The sequence below is a fragment of the Azospirillum sp. B4 genome, assembly GCF_000333275.1.
Taxonomy (GTDB): Bacteria; Pseudomonadota; Alphaproteobacteria; order Azospirillales; family Azospirillaceae; genus Nitrospirillum.
Genome location: NZ_BACU01000325.1, coordinates 1 through 14,476 on the forward strand (window position 1 = coordinate 1; position 14,476 = coordinate 14,476).

At 69.0% G+C, this 14,476-nt stretch carries 14 protein-coding genes; 6 read left to right on the top strand and 8 right to left on the bottom strand.

Annotated features, from left to right (window positions below; all coding sequences use genetic code 11):
* Together I55_RS14620 and I55_RS14625 are read left to right on the top strand one after the other, a co-directional pair.
* Positions 1-502: creatininase family protein (locus tag I55_RS14620; RefSeq protein WP_044561323.1), on the top strand; the 502-nt coding region annotated here is incomplete at its 5' end.
* A gap of 49 nt (positions 503-551) precedes the next feature.
* On the top strand, positions 552-1,058 hold the full coding sequence (locus I55_RS14625) for a RidA family protein (RefSeq protein ID WP_044561324.1): 507 nt from the start codon (positions 552-554) through the stop codon (positions 1,056-1,058).
* Positions 1,059-1,138: 80 nt separating this feature from the next.
* Here the strand turns inward: I55_RS14625 and I55_RS14630 are convergent, their stop codons facing one another.
* The 4 genes from I55_RS14630 to paoA form a co-directional block, all read right to left on the bottom strand.
* Positions 1,139-2,986, bottom strand: a complete 1,848-nt coding sequence (locus I55_RS14630; protein ID WP_049974137.1) for a glycoside hydrolase family 9 protein — start codon at positions 2,984-2,986, stop codon at positions 1,139-1,141.
* Between the two features lie 132 nt (positions 2,987-3,118).
* Complete coding sequence (paoC, locus tag I55_RS14635; RefSeq protein ID WP_044561326.1) at positions 3,119-5,314, bottom strand: aldehyde oxidoreductase molybdenum-binding subunit PaoC; 2,196 nt, start codon at positions 5,312-5,314, stop codon at positions 3,119-3,121.
* A 4-nt stretch (positions 5,315-5,318) separates the two neighbouring features.
* Positions 5,319-6,269: a xanthine dehydrogenase family protein subunit M gene (locus I55_RS14640; protein ID WP_044561327.1), complete on the bottom strand. Its 951-nt coding sequence runs from the start codon at positions 6,267-6,269 to the stop codon at positions 5,319-5,321.
* The gene (gene paoA / locus I55_RS14645; protein ID WP_044561328.1) at positions 6,266-6,976 is read right to left on the bottom strand and encodes an aldehyde dehydrogenase iron-sulfur subunit PaoA; all 711 of its coding nucleotides are present in this window, start codon (positions 6,974-6,976) and stop codon (positions 6,266-6,268) included. The genes I55_RS14640 and paoA overlap by 4 nt, the downstream gene beginning before the upstream one ends.
* Before the next feature lie 271 nt (positions 6,977-7,247).
* Here paoA and I55_RS14650 point away from each other — a divergent pair, with 271 nt between their 5' ends.
* Together I55_RS14650 and I55_RS14655 are read left to right on the top strand one after the other, a co-directional pair.
* Complete coding sequence (locus I55_RS14650; protein WP_199902598.1) at positions 7,248-8,306, top strand: DmsE family decaheme c-type cytochrome; 1,059 nt, start codon at positions 7,248-7,250, stop codon at positions 8,304-8,306.
* The gene (locus I55_RS14655; RefSeq protein WP_044561329.1) at positions 8,303-10,813 is read left to right on the top strand and encodes an MtrB/PioB family outer membrane beta-barrel protein; all 2,511 of its coding nucleotides are present in this window, start codon (positions 8,303-8,305) and stop codon (positions 10,811-10,813) included. The genes I55_RS14650 and I55_RS14655 overlap by 4 nt, the downstream gene beginning before the upstream one ends.
* Position 10,814: 1 nt before the next feature.
* On the opposite strand, the gene I55_RS14660 is transcribed toward I55_RS14655, so the two are convergent.
* Positions 10,815-11,477 (bottom strand): trans-aconitate 2-methyltransferase, encoded by a 663-nt coding sequence (locus I55_RS14660; RefSeq protein WP_044561330.1) that lies wholly within the window; start codon positions 11,475-11,477, stop codon positions 10,815-10,817.
* Positions 11,478-11,554: 77 nt separating this feature from the next.
* On the opposite strand from I55_RS14660, the gene I55_RS14665 reads away from it, so the two are divergent.
* Complete coding sequence (locus tag I55_RS14665) at positions 11,555-12,334, top strand: YdcF family protein (RefSeq protein WP_049974139.1); 780 nt, start codon at positions 11,555-11,557, stop codon at positions 12,332-12,334.
* On the top strand, positions 12,334-13,377 hold the full coding sequence (locus I55_RS14670) for a hypothetical protein (protein ID WP_044561331.1): 1,044 nt from the start codon (positions 12,334-12,336) through the stop codon (positions 13,375-13,377). The genes I55_RS14665 and I55_RS14670 overlap by 1 nt, the downstream gene beginning before the upstream one ends.
* Before the next feature lie 4 nt (positions 13,378-13,381).
* On the opposite strand, the gene I55_RS14675 is transcribed toward I55_RS14670, so the two are convergent.
* From I55_RS14675 to I55_RS14685, 3 genes are all read right to left on the bottom strand, one after another.
* Entirely contained in the window at positions 13,382-13,711 is a 330-nt protein-coding gene (locus I55_RS14675) for a type II toxin-antitoxin system RelE/ParE family toxin (RefSeq protein ID WP_044561332.1), read from the bottom strand.
* On the bottom strand, positions 13,708-13,980 hold the full coding sequence (locus I55_RS14680; protein WP_044561333.1) for a type II toxin-antitoxin system ParD family antitoxin: 273 nt from the start codon (positions 13,978-13,980) through the stop codon (positions 13,708-13,710). The genes I55_RS14675 and I55_RS14680 overlap by 4 nt, the downstream gene beginning before the upstream one ends.
* 69 nt (positions 13,981-14,049) lie before the next feature.
* Positions 14,050-14,476, bottom strand: a 427-nt coding sequence (locus I55_RS14685) for a methyltransferase domain-containing protein (RefSeq protein WP_049974140.1), incomplete at its 5' end; no start/stop codon positions are given.

Genomic DNA, 14,476 nt, shown 5'->3' on the forward strand with positions numbered 1-14,476 from the left:
GTCCACCTTCATGGCCGCCATCGGCGACTGGGTGCGGTCCCTGGCCGGGCATGGTTTCGAGAAGATCTATTTCCTGAACGGGCACGGCGGCAACATCGCCACCATCGAGGCCGCGTTTTCGGAACTGTATGCCGAAGCCAGCTTCGCCCGGCGTCGCGCCGGCTTCGCCTGCAAGCTGCGCAACTGGTGGGACCTGCCCGGCGTGAACGCCCTGGCGCAAAAGCAGTTCCCGGTGGGCCACGGCAGCCACGCCACCCCGTCGGAGATCGCGGTCACCCAGTGGGCCTATCCGGACGCCATCAAAAGCGCCAACTACGCGCCGCAGATCGCCGGCTCCGGCCCCATCCGCGAGGCGCTGGATTTCCGCGCCCGCCATCCCGATGGCCGCATGGGGTCCGATCCCGCCCTGGCCACACCGGAAAAGGGTGGCGATCTGGTGCGCCTGGCGGTGACGGGCCTGGTGGCCGAGATCGCGGCTTTCGGCAATGAGCCCCAAGTCTGAGTCCAAGACCGCCGAACGCGACCGACACCCCGAAGGAGACCCCACGGAAATGCGCGCTTCCATCCTGCTGACCATCCTGGCCCTGCTGGCTTCCCCAACCGCCCTGGCTGAGACCGGCATCACCCGCACCCAGGGAGCGAATCCCGACAGCCCCATCGCCGCCGCCGTGACCGTGCCCGCCGGGGCGGAAACGGTGTACCTCAGCGGTGCCCTGGCCTCGGTCATCGATCCCAACGCACCCAAGGGCAGCGTCCAGGCCTATGGCGACACCCAGGCGCAGACGCTCAGTGTTCTGGGCAAGCTGAAGGCCACGCTGGAAGGGTTGGGCTACACCCTGGGCGACGTGGTACAGGCCCATGTCTTCCTCGCGGGCGATCCCAACAAGGGTGGCGACATCGACTTCGCGGGTCTGCAGGCCGCCTGGACGCAGTACTTCGGCACGGCGGCACAGCCCAACAAGCCGGCGCGCAGCACGGTGAAGGTGGCGGCACTGGTGATGCCCGGCGCCCTGGTGGAAATCGAAGTCACCGCCGCCAAGGTGAAGCCAGCGCACTGACGACAGCGGAGACCAACGGCATGGGCTAACCGCCCGTGCCGTTGCAGGCCGCGACTGGGGCCCCCAGCGGCGTTTGGGCTTTAGAACCCCATGTCGTCCAGCCACAGCGCCACCCAGGCCAGTGGCGCGTTCCAGTTGATGGTGACCTCGTTCATCGTATAGGCGCGCAGGTCGTCGACCCAGCACGTCTGGGGGGCGCAGCCGCCGCGCATCCCCTGGGCCACCGCGTCGGTCATGGCCGAGGAATTGGGGCCCCCGGACAGAACGCCGGCAGGCGGCGCCGGGTAACGGGCGTCCGCCTGCCGCGCCCAGAAGCGGTGGTGCGGGTTGCGCATGGGCCGCGCGCCAAAACCGGTGACGTAGGACCGGTCCAGCGGGTTGCGGCCCAGCACATAGTCGGCGGCATCCACCACCGCGGCGCGATACGCCGCCTTGCCGGTCAGATCATAGGCCAGGCCCAGGACGATGGCACGGTTCAGGATGGAACCGTTGGAGCCCCAGGGGTAGGCCGCCGGCGCGTACGGCAGGTGATAGCCCGTGCGGCCGCCGTCCGCGACATAGGTGTCGGCCAACGCGATCAGCCGCGCCCGCACCCGGTCGCGGTCGGCGGCCTCCAGCCGGTCTGGCACCAGGGCCAGGGTCAAGGCGCCCGCCGTGGCGACGGAGCCCCAGCTCATGTCGCCGGTATCCTGCGCCCCGGTGAAGTAGGGGGAGGCGCGCAACACCGCCAGATAGGCGGCGTCACCGGTGGTGGCGTACAGCTCCGCCGCCGCCCAGTAGACCTCATCGTCCAGGTGGGGGTCGCCATAGCCGCCGCTACCGCTGAACTCCACCTGGGCCAGGATGTCGGGATGGCGCTGGGCGGCGGCGAAGGCGCGGCGGGCGGCTTTCAGGCAGCGGTCGGCGAAGGCGGGATCGATGTCCTTCCACACCCGCGCCGCCTGCGCCGCCACGGCGGCCAGGTTCAGGCTGGCGGCCGTGGTGGGGTAATAGAGATAGCGGGTGACAGGGTCGTCCGCCGGGGCGGTGGGCAGGCCGGTCCAATGGGCGTCGCCGACCTTCTGGTGCGCCAGGCCGCCAGCGTTGATGAGGGTGAGGAGGTAGTGGCCGGCGTTGCCCTTCTGATCCCCCAGCGGCACCTCCAGGCTCTTGCCCTCCGGCACCTGCATGGCCAGCAGGAATTCCAGCTCGAACCGGGCCTCATCCAGGATGTCGGGAACGCCGTTGCCCCGCTCCGGCACCGCCAGGGCGCCGTCCGCCACCTCCGCCAAGGCGCGGCCGCGCTTCAGCACCCGGGCGCGCTCATAGGCGTTGACCAGGGTCCAGACGGAGATGCCGCCGTTCACCACGTACTTGCCCTGGTCGCCGGCGTCATACCACCCGCCGCTGACGTCCAGGGTGTAGTCGCAACCGGGCCAGACCTGGCCCTTGGGATCGGCCTGGTTGAAGCAGGTGGCGGTATCCGGCCGGTGCCCCGCCGGCCGCGCCAGGTCCGGCCGCTCTACCAGCGTCGCCGCGATGGGCACACCGCTGCGCTGCTGGTAGAAGAAGGACAGGCTGGCCCGCAGCAGCTTGCCATCCGGGCCGGCCTTCAGGTCGAAGGGCCGACTGACCTTGTCCCCCACCGTCAACCGGTAGCCCTGGCCCGCCTGCCGGGCCCCGGAAAAGTCGATCTGGTGGACATGCTGGCCGGAGGCGGCGTCATCGCCGAACACCCGCGTCCTGCCCTGCGCCACGACCGTGCCCTGGGCGTCCACCAGACGCCAGTCCAGCGGGTCCGCCGCCGCATCGGCCAGGATGGCCAGTTTGGGGCCGGCACTTGCCAGGCCGGTCTGGTTCAGGACGATGGCGCGGGGCGCCTCCTCCGCCACGGACGTCCCCGCCGTCATCATCATCGCCAACGCCGACAGGAACAGAACAGGCTTCATCACCCAGGCCTCAGCAGGAAGGTAGCGCTACCACTGGTCTTGTACGGACCTGGGCCGGCAACGGCAACCAATGAAGCCTGCTCCCCCCGCTGGTGGAACCTCGACGACGCGGAAACCGGGGCGTCATCGCGGCTAGGCGATTTCCGGTAGATGGTGCAGGAGCTTGTCCAGGGTGATGGGGTAGTCGCGCACCCGCACGCCGGTGGCGTTGTGGACGGCATTGGCCACGGCGGCCCCCACGCCGCAGATGCCCAGTTCCCCCACCCCCTTGGCCTTCATGGGTGAGGAGATGGGGTCCACCTCATCCAGGAAGACCACCTCCTGGTGCGGAATGTCGGCGTGCACCGGCACCTCATATCCCGCCAGGTCGTGGTTGACGAAGAAGCCCCGGCGCTTGTCCACCGCCAGTTCCTCCATCAGCGCTGCCCCCGCCCCCATGGTCATGGCGCCGATCACCTGGCTGCGGGCGGACTTCGGGTTCAGGATGCGGCCGGCGGCGCAGACCGCCAGCATGCGGCGCAGGCGGATCTCGCCCGTGGCGCCGTCAACCGCCACCTCCACGAAATGGCCGGCGAAGGTGGACTGCTGGTACTTCTTGTCCAGGTCGCCGTATTCGATCATGTCCTCCGCCACCAGTTCCCCGTCCTTGGCGGCCTGGGCCAGGGGCACGGCATGCCCGCCGGAGGCGACCTTGCCATCGGCGAAGGTGGGCTCGGCGGCGTTGAAGCCCAGCTTGCGCGCCACCGCCTGGCGCAGCTTCATGCACGCCGCATAAACGCCGGCGGTGGAATTGTTGGCGCCCCATTGCCCGCCGGAGCCGCAGGAGACGGGGAAACGGCTGTCGCCCAGGCGCACCGCCACCCGGTCCAGCGGCACGCCCAGCATCTCCGCCGCCGTTTGGGCGATGATTGTATAGGTGCCGGTGCCGATGTCGGTCATGTCCGTTTCCACCGTCACCCCGCCCTGTCCATCCAGGCGCACGCGGGCGGCAGACTTGGTCAACAGGTTGTTGCGGTAGCCCGCCGCCACGCCCATGCCCACCAGCCAGCGCCCCTCGCGCACGCTGGCCGGTTTGGGGTTGCGCCGGGTCCAGCCGAAGCGGTCCGCCCCCTGCCTCAGGCATTCCACCAGCTGGCGTTGGGAGAAGGGCCGGTCGGGGTGTTCCGGATCCACCTGCGTATCGTTCAGGATGCGGAACTGGATGGGGTCCATGCCCAGCTTCTCCGCCATCTCATCCATGGCGATCTCCAGCGCCATCAGGCCTGGCGCCTCGCCCGGCGCCCGCATGGCGTTGCCCTCCGGCAGGTCCAGCACCGCTAGGCGCATGGCCGTCAGGCGATTGGCCCCGGCATAGAGCAGGCGGGTCTGCTGCACCGCCGTCTCCGGCTTGCCGCCGGGCAGGTCGCCGGACCAGCTTTCATGGCCGAAGGCGGTGATCTTCCCATCCGGCGTGGCGCCGATGCGGATGCGTTGGATGGTGGCGGGACGATGGGTGGTGTTGTTGAACATCTGGGGCCGGGTCAGCGCCACCTTCACCGGCCGCCCCGCCGCCCGTGCCCCCAGGGCCGCCATCAACGCGTCGCTGCGCACGAACAGCTTGCCGCCGAAGCCCCCACCGATGTAGGGGGAAATCAGACGGATGTTTTCCTCCGGCATGTTAAGGGTTTGCGCGACGTCCTTGACACCCCAGTTTATCATCTGGTTCGCGGTCCACAGGGTCAGCTTGTCCCCATTCCAGGCGGCGATGGTGGCGTGCGGCTCCATCATCGCGTGGCCCTGGTCGGGAGTGCTGTAGGTGGCGTCCAGCCGCACCGGCGCGTCGGCGAAGGCGCCGGCGAAGTCACCGGCGCCGGTGTCCGGATTATCCTTCGCCTCGACCGCGCCATCCCTGGCGGCGGCCAGGTCGAAGGCGCCCCGCTCCTCCTTGTACTCCACCCGGATCAGGGCGGCGGCGGCGCGCGCCTGCTCAAAGGTCTCGGCAACCACCACGGCCACCGCTTGGTGGTAGTGCTGGATTTCCGGCCCGCCCAGCAGCTTGGCGGTGTTCCAGTGCCCCTTGCCCAGCGCGCCGGCGTTGTCCGCCGTGACGACGGCCAGCACGCCGGGGGCGGCCTTGGCGGCGCTGACGTCCATGGCCGTGATGCGGCCCTTGGCGATAGCCGCACCCAGGATGTGGCCGTAGGCCTGGCCGGCCACCACGTCATGGCGCTCATAGGCATAGGGCGCGGTGCCCGTGGTCTTCAGCGGACCGTCGATGCGGTCGGTCGCCTTGCCCACCACCTTCAGCTGGTCGATGGGGTTGGTGGCGGCGGGGGTGTCGAACTTCATGGGATCAGGCCCTCGCTTCTGCCAGAACGGCGGCCAGCGTGCGTTCCGCCAGCCGTATCTTGAAGGCGTTGTCGGGCGTGGGCCGGGCACCGGCCAGCAGGCCCGCCGCCACGGCCTTGGCGCCCTTGGGCATCTGCGCCTCCGCTGCCTCCACCCGCCAGGGCCTGGGGGCCACGCCGCCCAGCGCCACCCGCCCCCCGCCATCGCGCCGCACGATGGCGGCGACGGAGATCAGGGCGAAGGCGTAGGAGGCCCGGTCGCGCACCTTGTGGTAGAGGTGCGTGCCGCCGATGGGCTTGGGCAGGGTCACGGCGGTGATCAGCTCCCCCCGTTCCAGCGTGGTTTCCAGGTGGGGCGTATCGCCCGGCAGGCGGTGCAGCTCGGCGATGGGGATGGCGCGGGTGGCGCCGTCCGGCCGCACCGTCTCCACCGTCGCGTCCAGCACCCGCATGGCCACGGCCATGTCGCTGGGGTGGGTGGCGATGCAGGCGTCGCTCGTGCCCAGGATGCCCAGCTGGCGCGTGACGCCGCCCATGGCGGAACAGCCGCTGCCCGGCTGGCGCTTGTTGCACGGCTGGTTGGTGTCATAAAAGTAGGGGCAGCGGGTGCGTTGCAGCAGGTTGCCGGCGGTGGTGGCGACGTTGCGCAGCTGTCCCGACGCGCCGGCCACCAGGGCCCGGGTCAACACCCCGTAATGCCGCCGCACCCGCGCGTCCGCCGCCAGGTCGGTGTTGCGCACCAGGGCGCCGATGCGCAAGCCGCCCTCGCCCGTCTCCTCGATCCGGTCCAGTCCTAAGCCGTTCACGTCGATCAGATGGGCCGGCGTCTCGATCTGCAGCTTCATCAGGTCCAGCAGGTTGGTGCCGCCGGCGATGAAGCGGGCGCCGGGAATGGCCGCCGCCTTGGTCGCGGCATCGGCCGGGGACGTGGCGCGTTCGTAGGTGAAGGGCCTCATGCCGGATCTCCCGCCGTCTTCATGCCCGCCACCTCGGCCATGGCGTCCAGGATGTTGGAATAGGCGCCGCAGCGGCAGATGTTGCCGCTCATGCGTTCCCGCAGTTCCGCGTTCGTCGCCTGGGGCGGATCGGTCAGGCTGGCGCTCACATGGCTGGGCACCCCGGCCTTGATTTCCGCCAGCACGGCGACGGCGGAGCAGATTTGACCCGGCGTGCAATAGCCGCACTGGTAACCGTCATGCTTCACGAAGGCCGCCTGCATGGGGTGCAGATCCCCGGGCGTGCCCAGGCCCTCGATGGTGGTGACGCTGTCGCCCTCATGCATCACCGCCAGGGTCAGACAGGAATTGATGCGCCGTCCGCCGGCGATGACCGTGCAGGCGCCGCACTGGCCGTGGTCGCAGCCCTTCTTGGTGCCGGTCAGATGCAGGTGCTCACGCAACGCGTCCAGCAGGGTGGTCCGGGTGTCCACTTCTAGCGCGCGCGCTTGGCCGTTGACGGTGAAGGACACTCTAGCCTGGACGGGGGCCTGCCCGGGGGGCTGGAAGGGGGCCTGCCCTGGCGGCTGGACCGGCGAGGGCGCAGGCGCGTCCCCGTCGGCGGGCATGGCCTGGCCCCGCTGAGGCGTCGCCGTCAGCGCGGCGGAAGCGGCGGCGCCGATCAGAAGACCTCGCCGGGAGACGTCGGGATTGCCGGAATTGTGCATGTCTTCCCCTCTGCCAAATCCCCCTTGCCAAGGGTGGCTGTACGTCAACGCGGGGAAGGCCGGTAGGTTCCATGGTGGCGGACGCCAGCGACGACTCCTTCCCCGCCAGCGACCCGCCGGCCTGGACGGGCGTGACAGGCGACGGCAAGCCGCCAAAGGATTAAGGCGGAGCCGCGCCAAAACAAGACCGCCCCGAATTTTCCGGCACGCCCGGGGAATATCCCGCCGGTCCCACCCGTCTGAGGGACAGGGACCGAAGGGGAGCTGGCAGGTGAGACGATATTGCTTATGCGCGTTGGTGCTGCTGGCGGCCGCGCTCCTGGCGGGAACGGCACGCGCGCAGACCGCGCAGACCACGGCCACCCCCTACCCCAGCCTGAAGGTCGCCCAATTCTCCCCCCCGGCGGCGGCACCCGCCGCCAAATGGACGCGCCTGGCCAGTGCCGCCGAAGCGCCGCAAGCGACGCCCGCCCAGTCGGAGGCGAAGCCGCAGCGCACCTATGTCGGCCGGGAAACCTGTGAGAGTTGCCACCAGCAGGAGGCGACGAACTGGGCGCACACCATCCACGCCAAGGTTTTCCAGCAGAACCCGCGCACCGAGCTTCAGGCCCAGAATTGCGAGGCCTGCCACGGCCCCGGATCAGCCCATGTCGAGGATCCATCGGACCTCGCCACCATCATCAGCTTTTCCAAGAAAAGCAAAACCCCGGTGGCGGAGCAGAACGGCCAATGCCTGACCTGCCATGCCGGCGGCCAGCGCATCTTCTGGCATGACAGCATCCACGACACCAGCCAGCTGGGCTGCGCCGACTGCCACAACCCCATGACCAGCTTCGGGGCGCGGGGCCTGACGGCGCGGGAAAGCATCAACGACACCTGTTTCCAGTGCCACAAAGCCCAGCATGCGGAATTCGCGCGCCGGTCGCACATGCCCCTGCTGGAGGGCAAGATCAGCTGCACCGACTGCCACAACCCGCACGGCTCCACCACCGCCCCGCTGCTGAAGGCCGACAGCGTCAACGAGGTCTGCTTCACCTGCCATGCCGACAAGCGCGGGCCTTTCCTGTTCGACCACGCGCCGGTGCGCGAAAGCTGCCTGAACTGCCATTCGCCGCACGGCTCCAACTTCGAAAGCCTGCTGACCGCGCCGCGCCCGGTGCTGTGCCAGCAGTGCCATTCCCAGGACGGCCACCCCGGCGCCCTGCTGACCGCCGGCAACATGGCGCGCGGCCCCATGCCCGACCCGCGCCTGATCGCCACCAGCTGCCAGACCTGCCACGTGAACATCCACGGGTCCAACAGCCCCTCCGGCGCACGGTTCGAACGATGAGACAGCGTCTGAAGCACCCGGCGTGCTGGCTGGTCGCAACCGCCGTCCTGGAGGCGGCGGCGGGCGGCGCCGCCGCCGACAGCGGCACCACCGGCTATGGCGGTCCCGGCAACGTGCTGAACCCCCGGGGCCAGCTGCTGGACCGGGGGCGCGACAACGACGGCCTGTCCATCATCGACGACGTGACGCGCACCCCCACCGGCCTGATGTACCCGGTGCCTTTCCGCACGCCGGAGATGACGCAGAGCCAAACCGACCCCGACTGGTGGACCCAGGGCTGGATGGAGGCCGGGGTCATGGGCACCTTCGGCCAGGACAGCCGCTCCGCCGCGCTGAACAGGTACGGCGACTGGAGAAGCGGCTTCGTCGTCACCAGCCTGGGATTCCGGGCGGAGAACCGCAAGACCGCCCTGTACGCCAGCGCCTTCGGCCAGAACCTCGGCCGTGACGACCAGTATTACCAGGTGGACGTCGGCCGCTATGGCGTCTTCGACCTGCAGGGCTATTTCGACAGCATACCGCACACCTTCTCCACCACCGCCAGGTCGCTATGGGACGGGGCCGGGACCGGGAACCTGACCCTGCGCGGCGGTCTGACGCCCGGCGGCTCCACGGCGGCGCAGGTCAACGCGGTGGCGGCGGCGGTGGGGCCGGGCACGCTGCGGATCCTGCGGGAAAAGGCCGGCAGTTCCCTGACCTACACGGCGGATGAGCATACCGAGCTGTTCCTGAAAATCTCGGACGAGCGGCGCACCGGCACCCAGGCCATCAGCGCCACCTTCGGCTACCCGTTCCAGAACGGCGCCACCCAGCTGATCCAGCCCGTCCACTACCAGACCCTGGACGTCACCGGCGGCGTGCGCTATCGGGAACAGCACTTCCAGGCCAACCTGGCCTATGCCGGCTCGTTCTTCCGCAACGACATCCTGGACCTGACCTGGCAGAACCCGGGCCTGACCTCCAACACCGCCGCCGGCGCCTACATCCCCGCCAGCGGCCGGCTGAGCCTGGCGCCCAACAACGACTACCACACCGTCAAGGGCGACCTGGCGGTGGAGCTGTCGCCCGCCTCACGCTTCACCGGCAGCCTGTCCTACAGCCTGATGCGGCAGAACGACGACCTGCAGGCGCCCACCACCGGCGGCGGGCTGATCACCAGCGGCGCCAACCTCATCAATCTGGACCAGTGGAACACCGCCGGCGCGCTGAGCCAGCCCACGGCCAACGCCGCCATCAATATCCTGAACGCCGTGGCGCAGTACCATTACACCGTCAGTCCCGACCTGGGCCTGACGGTGGAGGTGCGCGACCGGGATGAGGCCAACCGCACCAACTATGTCGCCTACAACCCGCAGACGGGGCAGTATGGCTATATCGCCATAGACGGCGGCCTGGCGCCCTTCATCCCGTCCTTGAGCGGCATCTACCGGGCCAACACGCCGGGCAGCCTGGTCCAGATCCGCAACATGCCCTTCGCCAACAATGAGTTGCAGGCGACGGTCAAGGCGGCCTATCGCCTGGACACGCATTGGAAATTGGACCTGTCCTACGAGAACGACACCATCGACCACACGGTGCGTGAGGTGGCGGACGCCCACGACAACATCGCCCGGGTGCAGGTGGGTGCCACGGGATATGAGTGGGGCACGGCCCGCCTGTCCTACGAATACGCCCGGCGCATCGGCAGCGACTACCAGTCCAACCCCTACACGCCCTATTACTCCTCGGCCTTGCCAGGCTACATCCCGGCAACGCCGGCGGGCGACCCGGCCTTCGCCCTGGCCGACCTGCGCAAATTCGACGTCGCCAACCGGACAGAGCATGTGCTGCGCGGCCAGGCCAATTACATCCTGACACCGCGCAGCGACCTGCAGTTGACCGGCAGCCTGAAGGTGGACGATTACGACGCCGCCTATGGCCTGCGCTCCACCCACGCCTACGATGTCACGACGGCCTACACCTACCAGCTATCGGCCGCGACCACCTTCACCGGCTATGCCACCTATCAGAACCAGGACCGGGGCATCGCCAACATCAACGCCACCGGCGCGGGCACCAGCGGCAGCGCCGGCGACGCGGGCTATCCCCTGGCCAACGCCTGGACGGAGACGGTGGGCTCCGACACTGTCACCTTGGGCCTGAACGCGCACCACGGCTGGGGCGAGGTTTCGCTGAACGCGGACTACACCTACACCCGCGCCAGGACAGCCATCGACTACGCCTACGCCAGTACCGGCGCCTTCTTCAACAGCCTGACGCCGGCCCAGGCCGGGAACAGCTTCCCCGAGATCACCTACGACAGCCACAGCCTGCAGACCGATGTGCGCTGGCAGATGTCGGAGGAGGTGTCCTACCGCCTCTATTACCGCTTCGCCTATGAGCGGCTGGTGGATTTCCACTACACCGGTCTGGCGGCGGGGGCCATCAACAACAACACCTATCTGGGCGTGGTGCCGGAGAACTACATGGTCCACACCATCGGCCTGCTGGTCCAGTATGTGTTCTAGCTCAGCGCTTGGCGAAGACGACGTCGGTATAGCGCTCCCCCGGCATCAGCCGGTTGTCCGGCCCGAACACCACGTCCGGCGCCAGTTGGTCGGGAGCGATGGTCAAGGCCACGTCGAAGCCGGCGGCCACATCGGTGTCGCGAAAACGGAAGTTCGTGGTGACCAGGCACAACAGGCCGCCCGGCTTCAGGCAGCGGGCGAAGTCCGCCACCATGGCCTGGAACGTCGCGAAGCGCAGCACGGGGTCGCAGCGTTCGGCGCCGTCGACCGTCAGCCGGCCGTTGCACAGCACCGCCAGGCAGAAAATGGCGTCGTAAGTGCCGTCGCCTTCCCCGGCCGTGCTGTCGCCCACGGCGAACTCCACGCCCGCCAGGCCCAGGGTGCGGGCTTCCGCGATGTTGCGCGGGTCGATGTCGATACCCTTCAGCCGCGCCTCGGGGAACAGGCGGCGAAGGCTGGCCACCTCCTGCCCCACCGAGCAGCCGAAGGACAACAGGCGACGATCCGGCCCGTCACCCAAGCGGTCCCGCACGAAGGCGAACAGCCAGGGATAACGATCCGGGGCCGTGTAGCTGAAGGGCTGGAAGCGCCGGGGCGAGCGGCGCCATGGCCCCAGGCCGCGCAGCAGGCGCATCGGTGTCCTCATCACATCCGTCATCGTCATGGTCGGCCCCCCTTAAACTTGAGGCGAAAGCGTAGGGCTATACGATGTAAATTCAAATACTTGATGGGCAGTGCGCCATGATGACGCCGCTGGAATTCTTCACCCTTTCCAAGATCGGCTGGTACCTGGTGGCACCCAGCCATGTGCTGGTGTGGGTGGCCCTGGCCGCCGCCGTGCTGGCGGCCCGGCGCCATCCGGCGGCCGTGGCGCCGGCCACGGCCTGTGCCGTGACAGTGCTGGCCTTGTTGACCTGCCCCGTGGGCAACTGGGCCCTGCGGCCCCTGGAGGGGCTGTATCCCCGGCCGGCGGAGCCCGCCACCATTGACGGCATCCTGGTGCTGGGTGAAGGCCTGAATGGCGCGGTGCTGCGCGACCGGGGTGTGCCGGGCGTGGGACCCGATGGCGGCACCCTGCTGGCCGCAGCCGCCTTGGCCCGCCGGCACCCGGAGGCGCGCGTGGTCTTCAGCGGCGGGTCGGGGGACCTGGGCGCGGACGGCCCGCCGGCTGCCGAGGTCGCGCGGCACGTCCTGACCGGGCTGGGCCTGGACGAGACGCGCGTGGCCTATGAGGCGCGGTCGCGCACCACGCTGGAAAACCTGGTGTTGGCCAAGCGGATGGTCCAGCCGGCACCGGAAGAAACCTGGCTGCTGGTCGCCGCAGCCTATCATATGCCGCGCGCCATGCTGTCGGCATCGCGCGTGGGTTGGCGGATGGTCCCGTGGCCATCGGATTACCTGACCACGGCCCGGGGGCCGGAAACCCACCTGTCCCTGGCCGCCAACCTGGCGCATCTGGACCTCGCGGCGCATGAGGGGTTGGGCCTGTTGGTGTACCGCCTGACCCAAGGGTCCCGCTGATGCTGCCGCGCTGGTTGGGCCCCTCCGCCCCACCGCCCGCGCTGGCGGAAATGGCGGCGGCCTATGGCCGGCGCCTGGGCGACTGTATCGCCTTTCCCGGCTTGGTGAATTCCCACGACCACCTGGCCTTCAACTGTTATCCGCCCACAGGATCCCCGCCCTATGACGACTTCCTGGGCTGGAGCCGGGACGTGCAGGCGAACCGCGACCTGATCCGCCGCGTCGAGGCCATCCCCACCCCGGTACGCGTGCAAGCCGGCCTGCTGAAGAACCTGCTGTGGGGCGTAACGGCGGTGGCCGACCACGGCGGCGCCCCGCTCGATGGTCCCATCCAGGTGCTGGCGCCCTATCAGGACCTGCATTCGCCGGAATTGGCCGGCGCCTGGCGCTGGCTGTCCGGCCTGGGTCCCGCCGTGCTGCACCTGGCGGAGGGGGTGACGGCCGACAGCCGCCGCCGCGCCCTGGCCTTCCTCAGGGGAAACCTGTTCCGCCGCACCATCGCCGGCGTGCATGGTGTCAGCCTGGAGGGGGAGGATTTCCGCCGGCTGGCCGCCCTGGTGTGGTGCCCCGCCAGCAACCTGTTCCTGTTCGGCCGCACGGCGGACGCGGCGGCGGCCCTGCGCCAGACCCAGCTGCTGTTCGGCACCGACGCCACCCTGTCCGCCCCCGGCACCCTGTGGGACCACCTGCGCCTGGCCCGGGGCCGCGTGGCGGATGCCGAGCTGTTCGCCAGCCTGACCTTCCGTGCCGCCCGCTTCTGGCGGCACGGCGCCCCGGACGACCTGGTCATCGCCCGACGCCACGCCGCAGACCCCTGGGACGCCTTCTTCGCCCTGACACCGGCCGACATCCTGCTGGTGGCGCGCAACGGCCAGCCGGTGCTGGTGGACGACAAACTGGGCGCCCCGCCAGGCTTCGAAGCGCTGGAAGTTGGCAATACCCGCAAACACGTCCGCCTGGCCGTGGCGGACCTGCTGGCGGCGCTGGAGCCTCAGGTGGATACGGCGGCACTTCTGGAACGGTTCGGGGGCTGCGGAGGATAATGGCCTAGGAATGTCCGGCGCTATCGTCCGCCTCATCCCGCAGGATAGTTTCGTAATCCTGGCCACCATAGAAGACGCCGATAATGGAAACGGTATCGGCATCGATATCGAACGCGATCATCGTCCGCCTTCTGTAGTTGGTGATGCGCAGACCAGGACGAATGTCATCACGCATGGTACCGCGATGCGGGATTATGCTGAGGCTTTCACAATGATCGACAATCGCACCGGTAAACTGGGCAGCAATAGCCGGCGACGCCGCCTCAGCAACGTAGCTGTACAGCGCCACGAGCTGTTCCTGGGCTTCGGGACTGAAGATGACGCGATAGGTCATCGTGCCTTTTTCGCATGTTCGGCGGCCAGGCGGGCACGGACCTGATCGGCGGTGACGGCACGGGAAGGATCAGCCTTCAAGGCGTCATAAGCCGGACCGACCTGGGTGTGCAGCCAGCTTTCGACCGCCCGATCCCGCGCCATCAGCGCCCGGAGACCATCGCGGATCACCTCGCTCTCGCTGGCGTATTCGCCGGCCTGTACCTTCGCCTTCACCACCTCCGCCATCTCATTGGGCAGGGTGATGCTCAGTTGCTGGGTGGTGCGCATAGGACGCCTCCTAGGGTCGGAGTAGGATTTAATCCTATTCCCCCGAGAGGTGGCCGTCCAGTCGACGCCTCAGGGCACCGTGGCGGAATAGATCGCCAACGTCTCCACCCCGAAATGCTGCCACAGCACGCGTTCCACCACCAGGCCAGCCTGGGCCAGGCCGTTCAGCATGCCGGAACAGTCGCCGTGGCTGGTCAGGACGAAGTAGGCGCGGCCGCCGGGCTTCAGCATGGCGGGCAAGCCGGCGGCCAGCCGGTCGATGACGTCGGGGCTGCGCCACGACTGCTCAAAGGTCGTGGTGGGCGTGCCCCGGAACTTCGGGAGGGAGAACAGCACCACGTCGAAGGTGCGGCCGGCCACCGGGGCGAACAGGTCGCCCTGGTGCAACTCCACCGCCACGCGGTTCAGGATGGCGTTGGCCCGGGCGCAGGACACGGCCTCCGGCACCACGTCCACCGCCGTCACCCGGTAGCCGCGCTGGGCGGCGAAGAGGCCA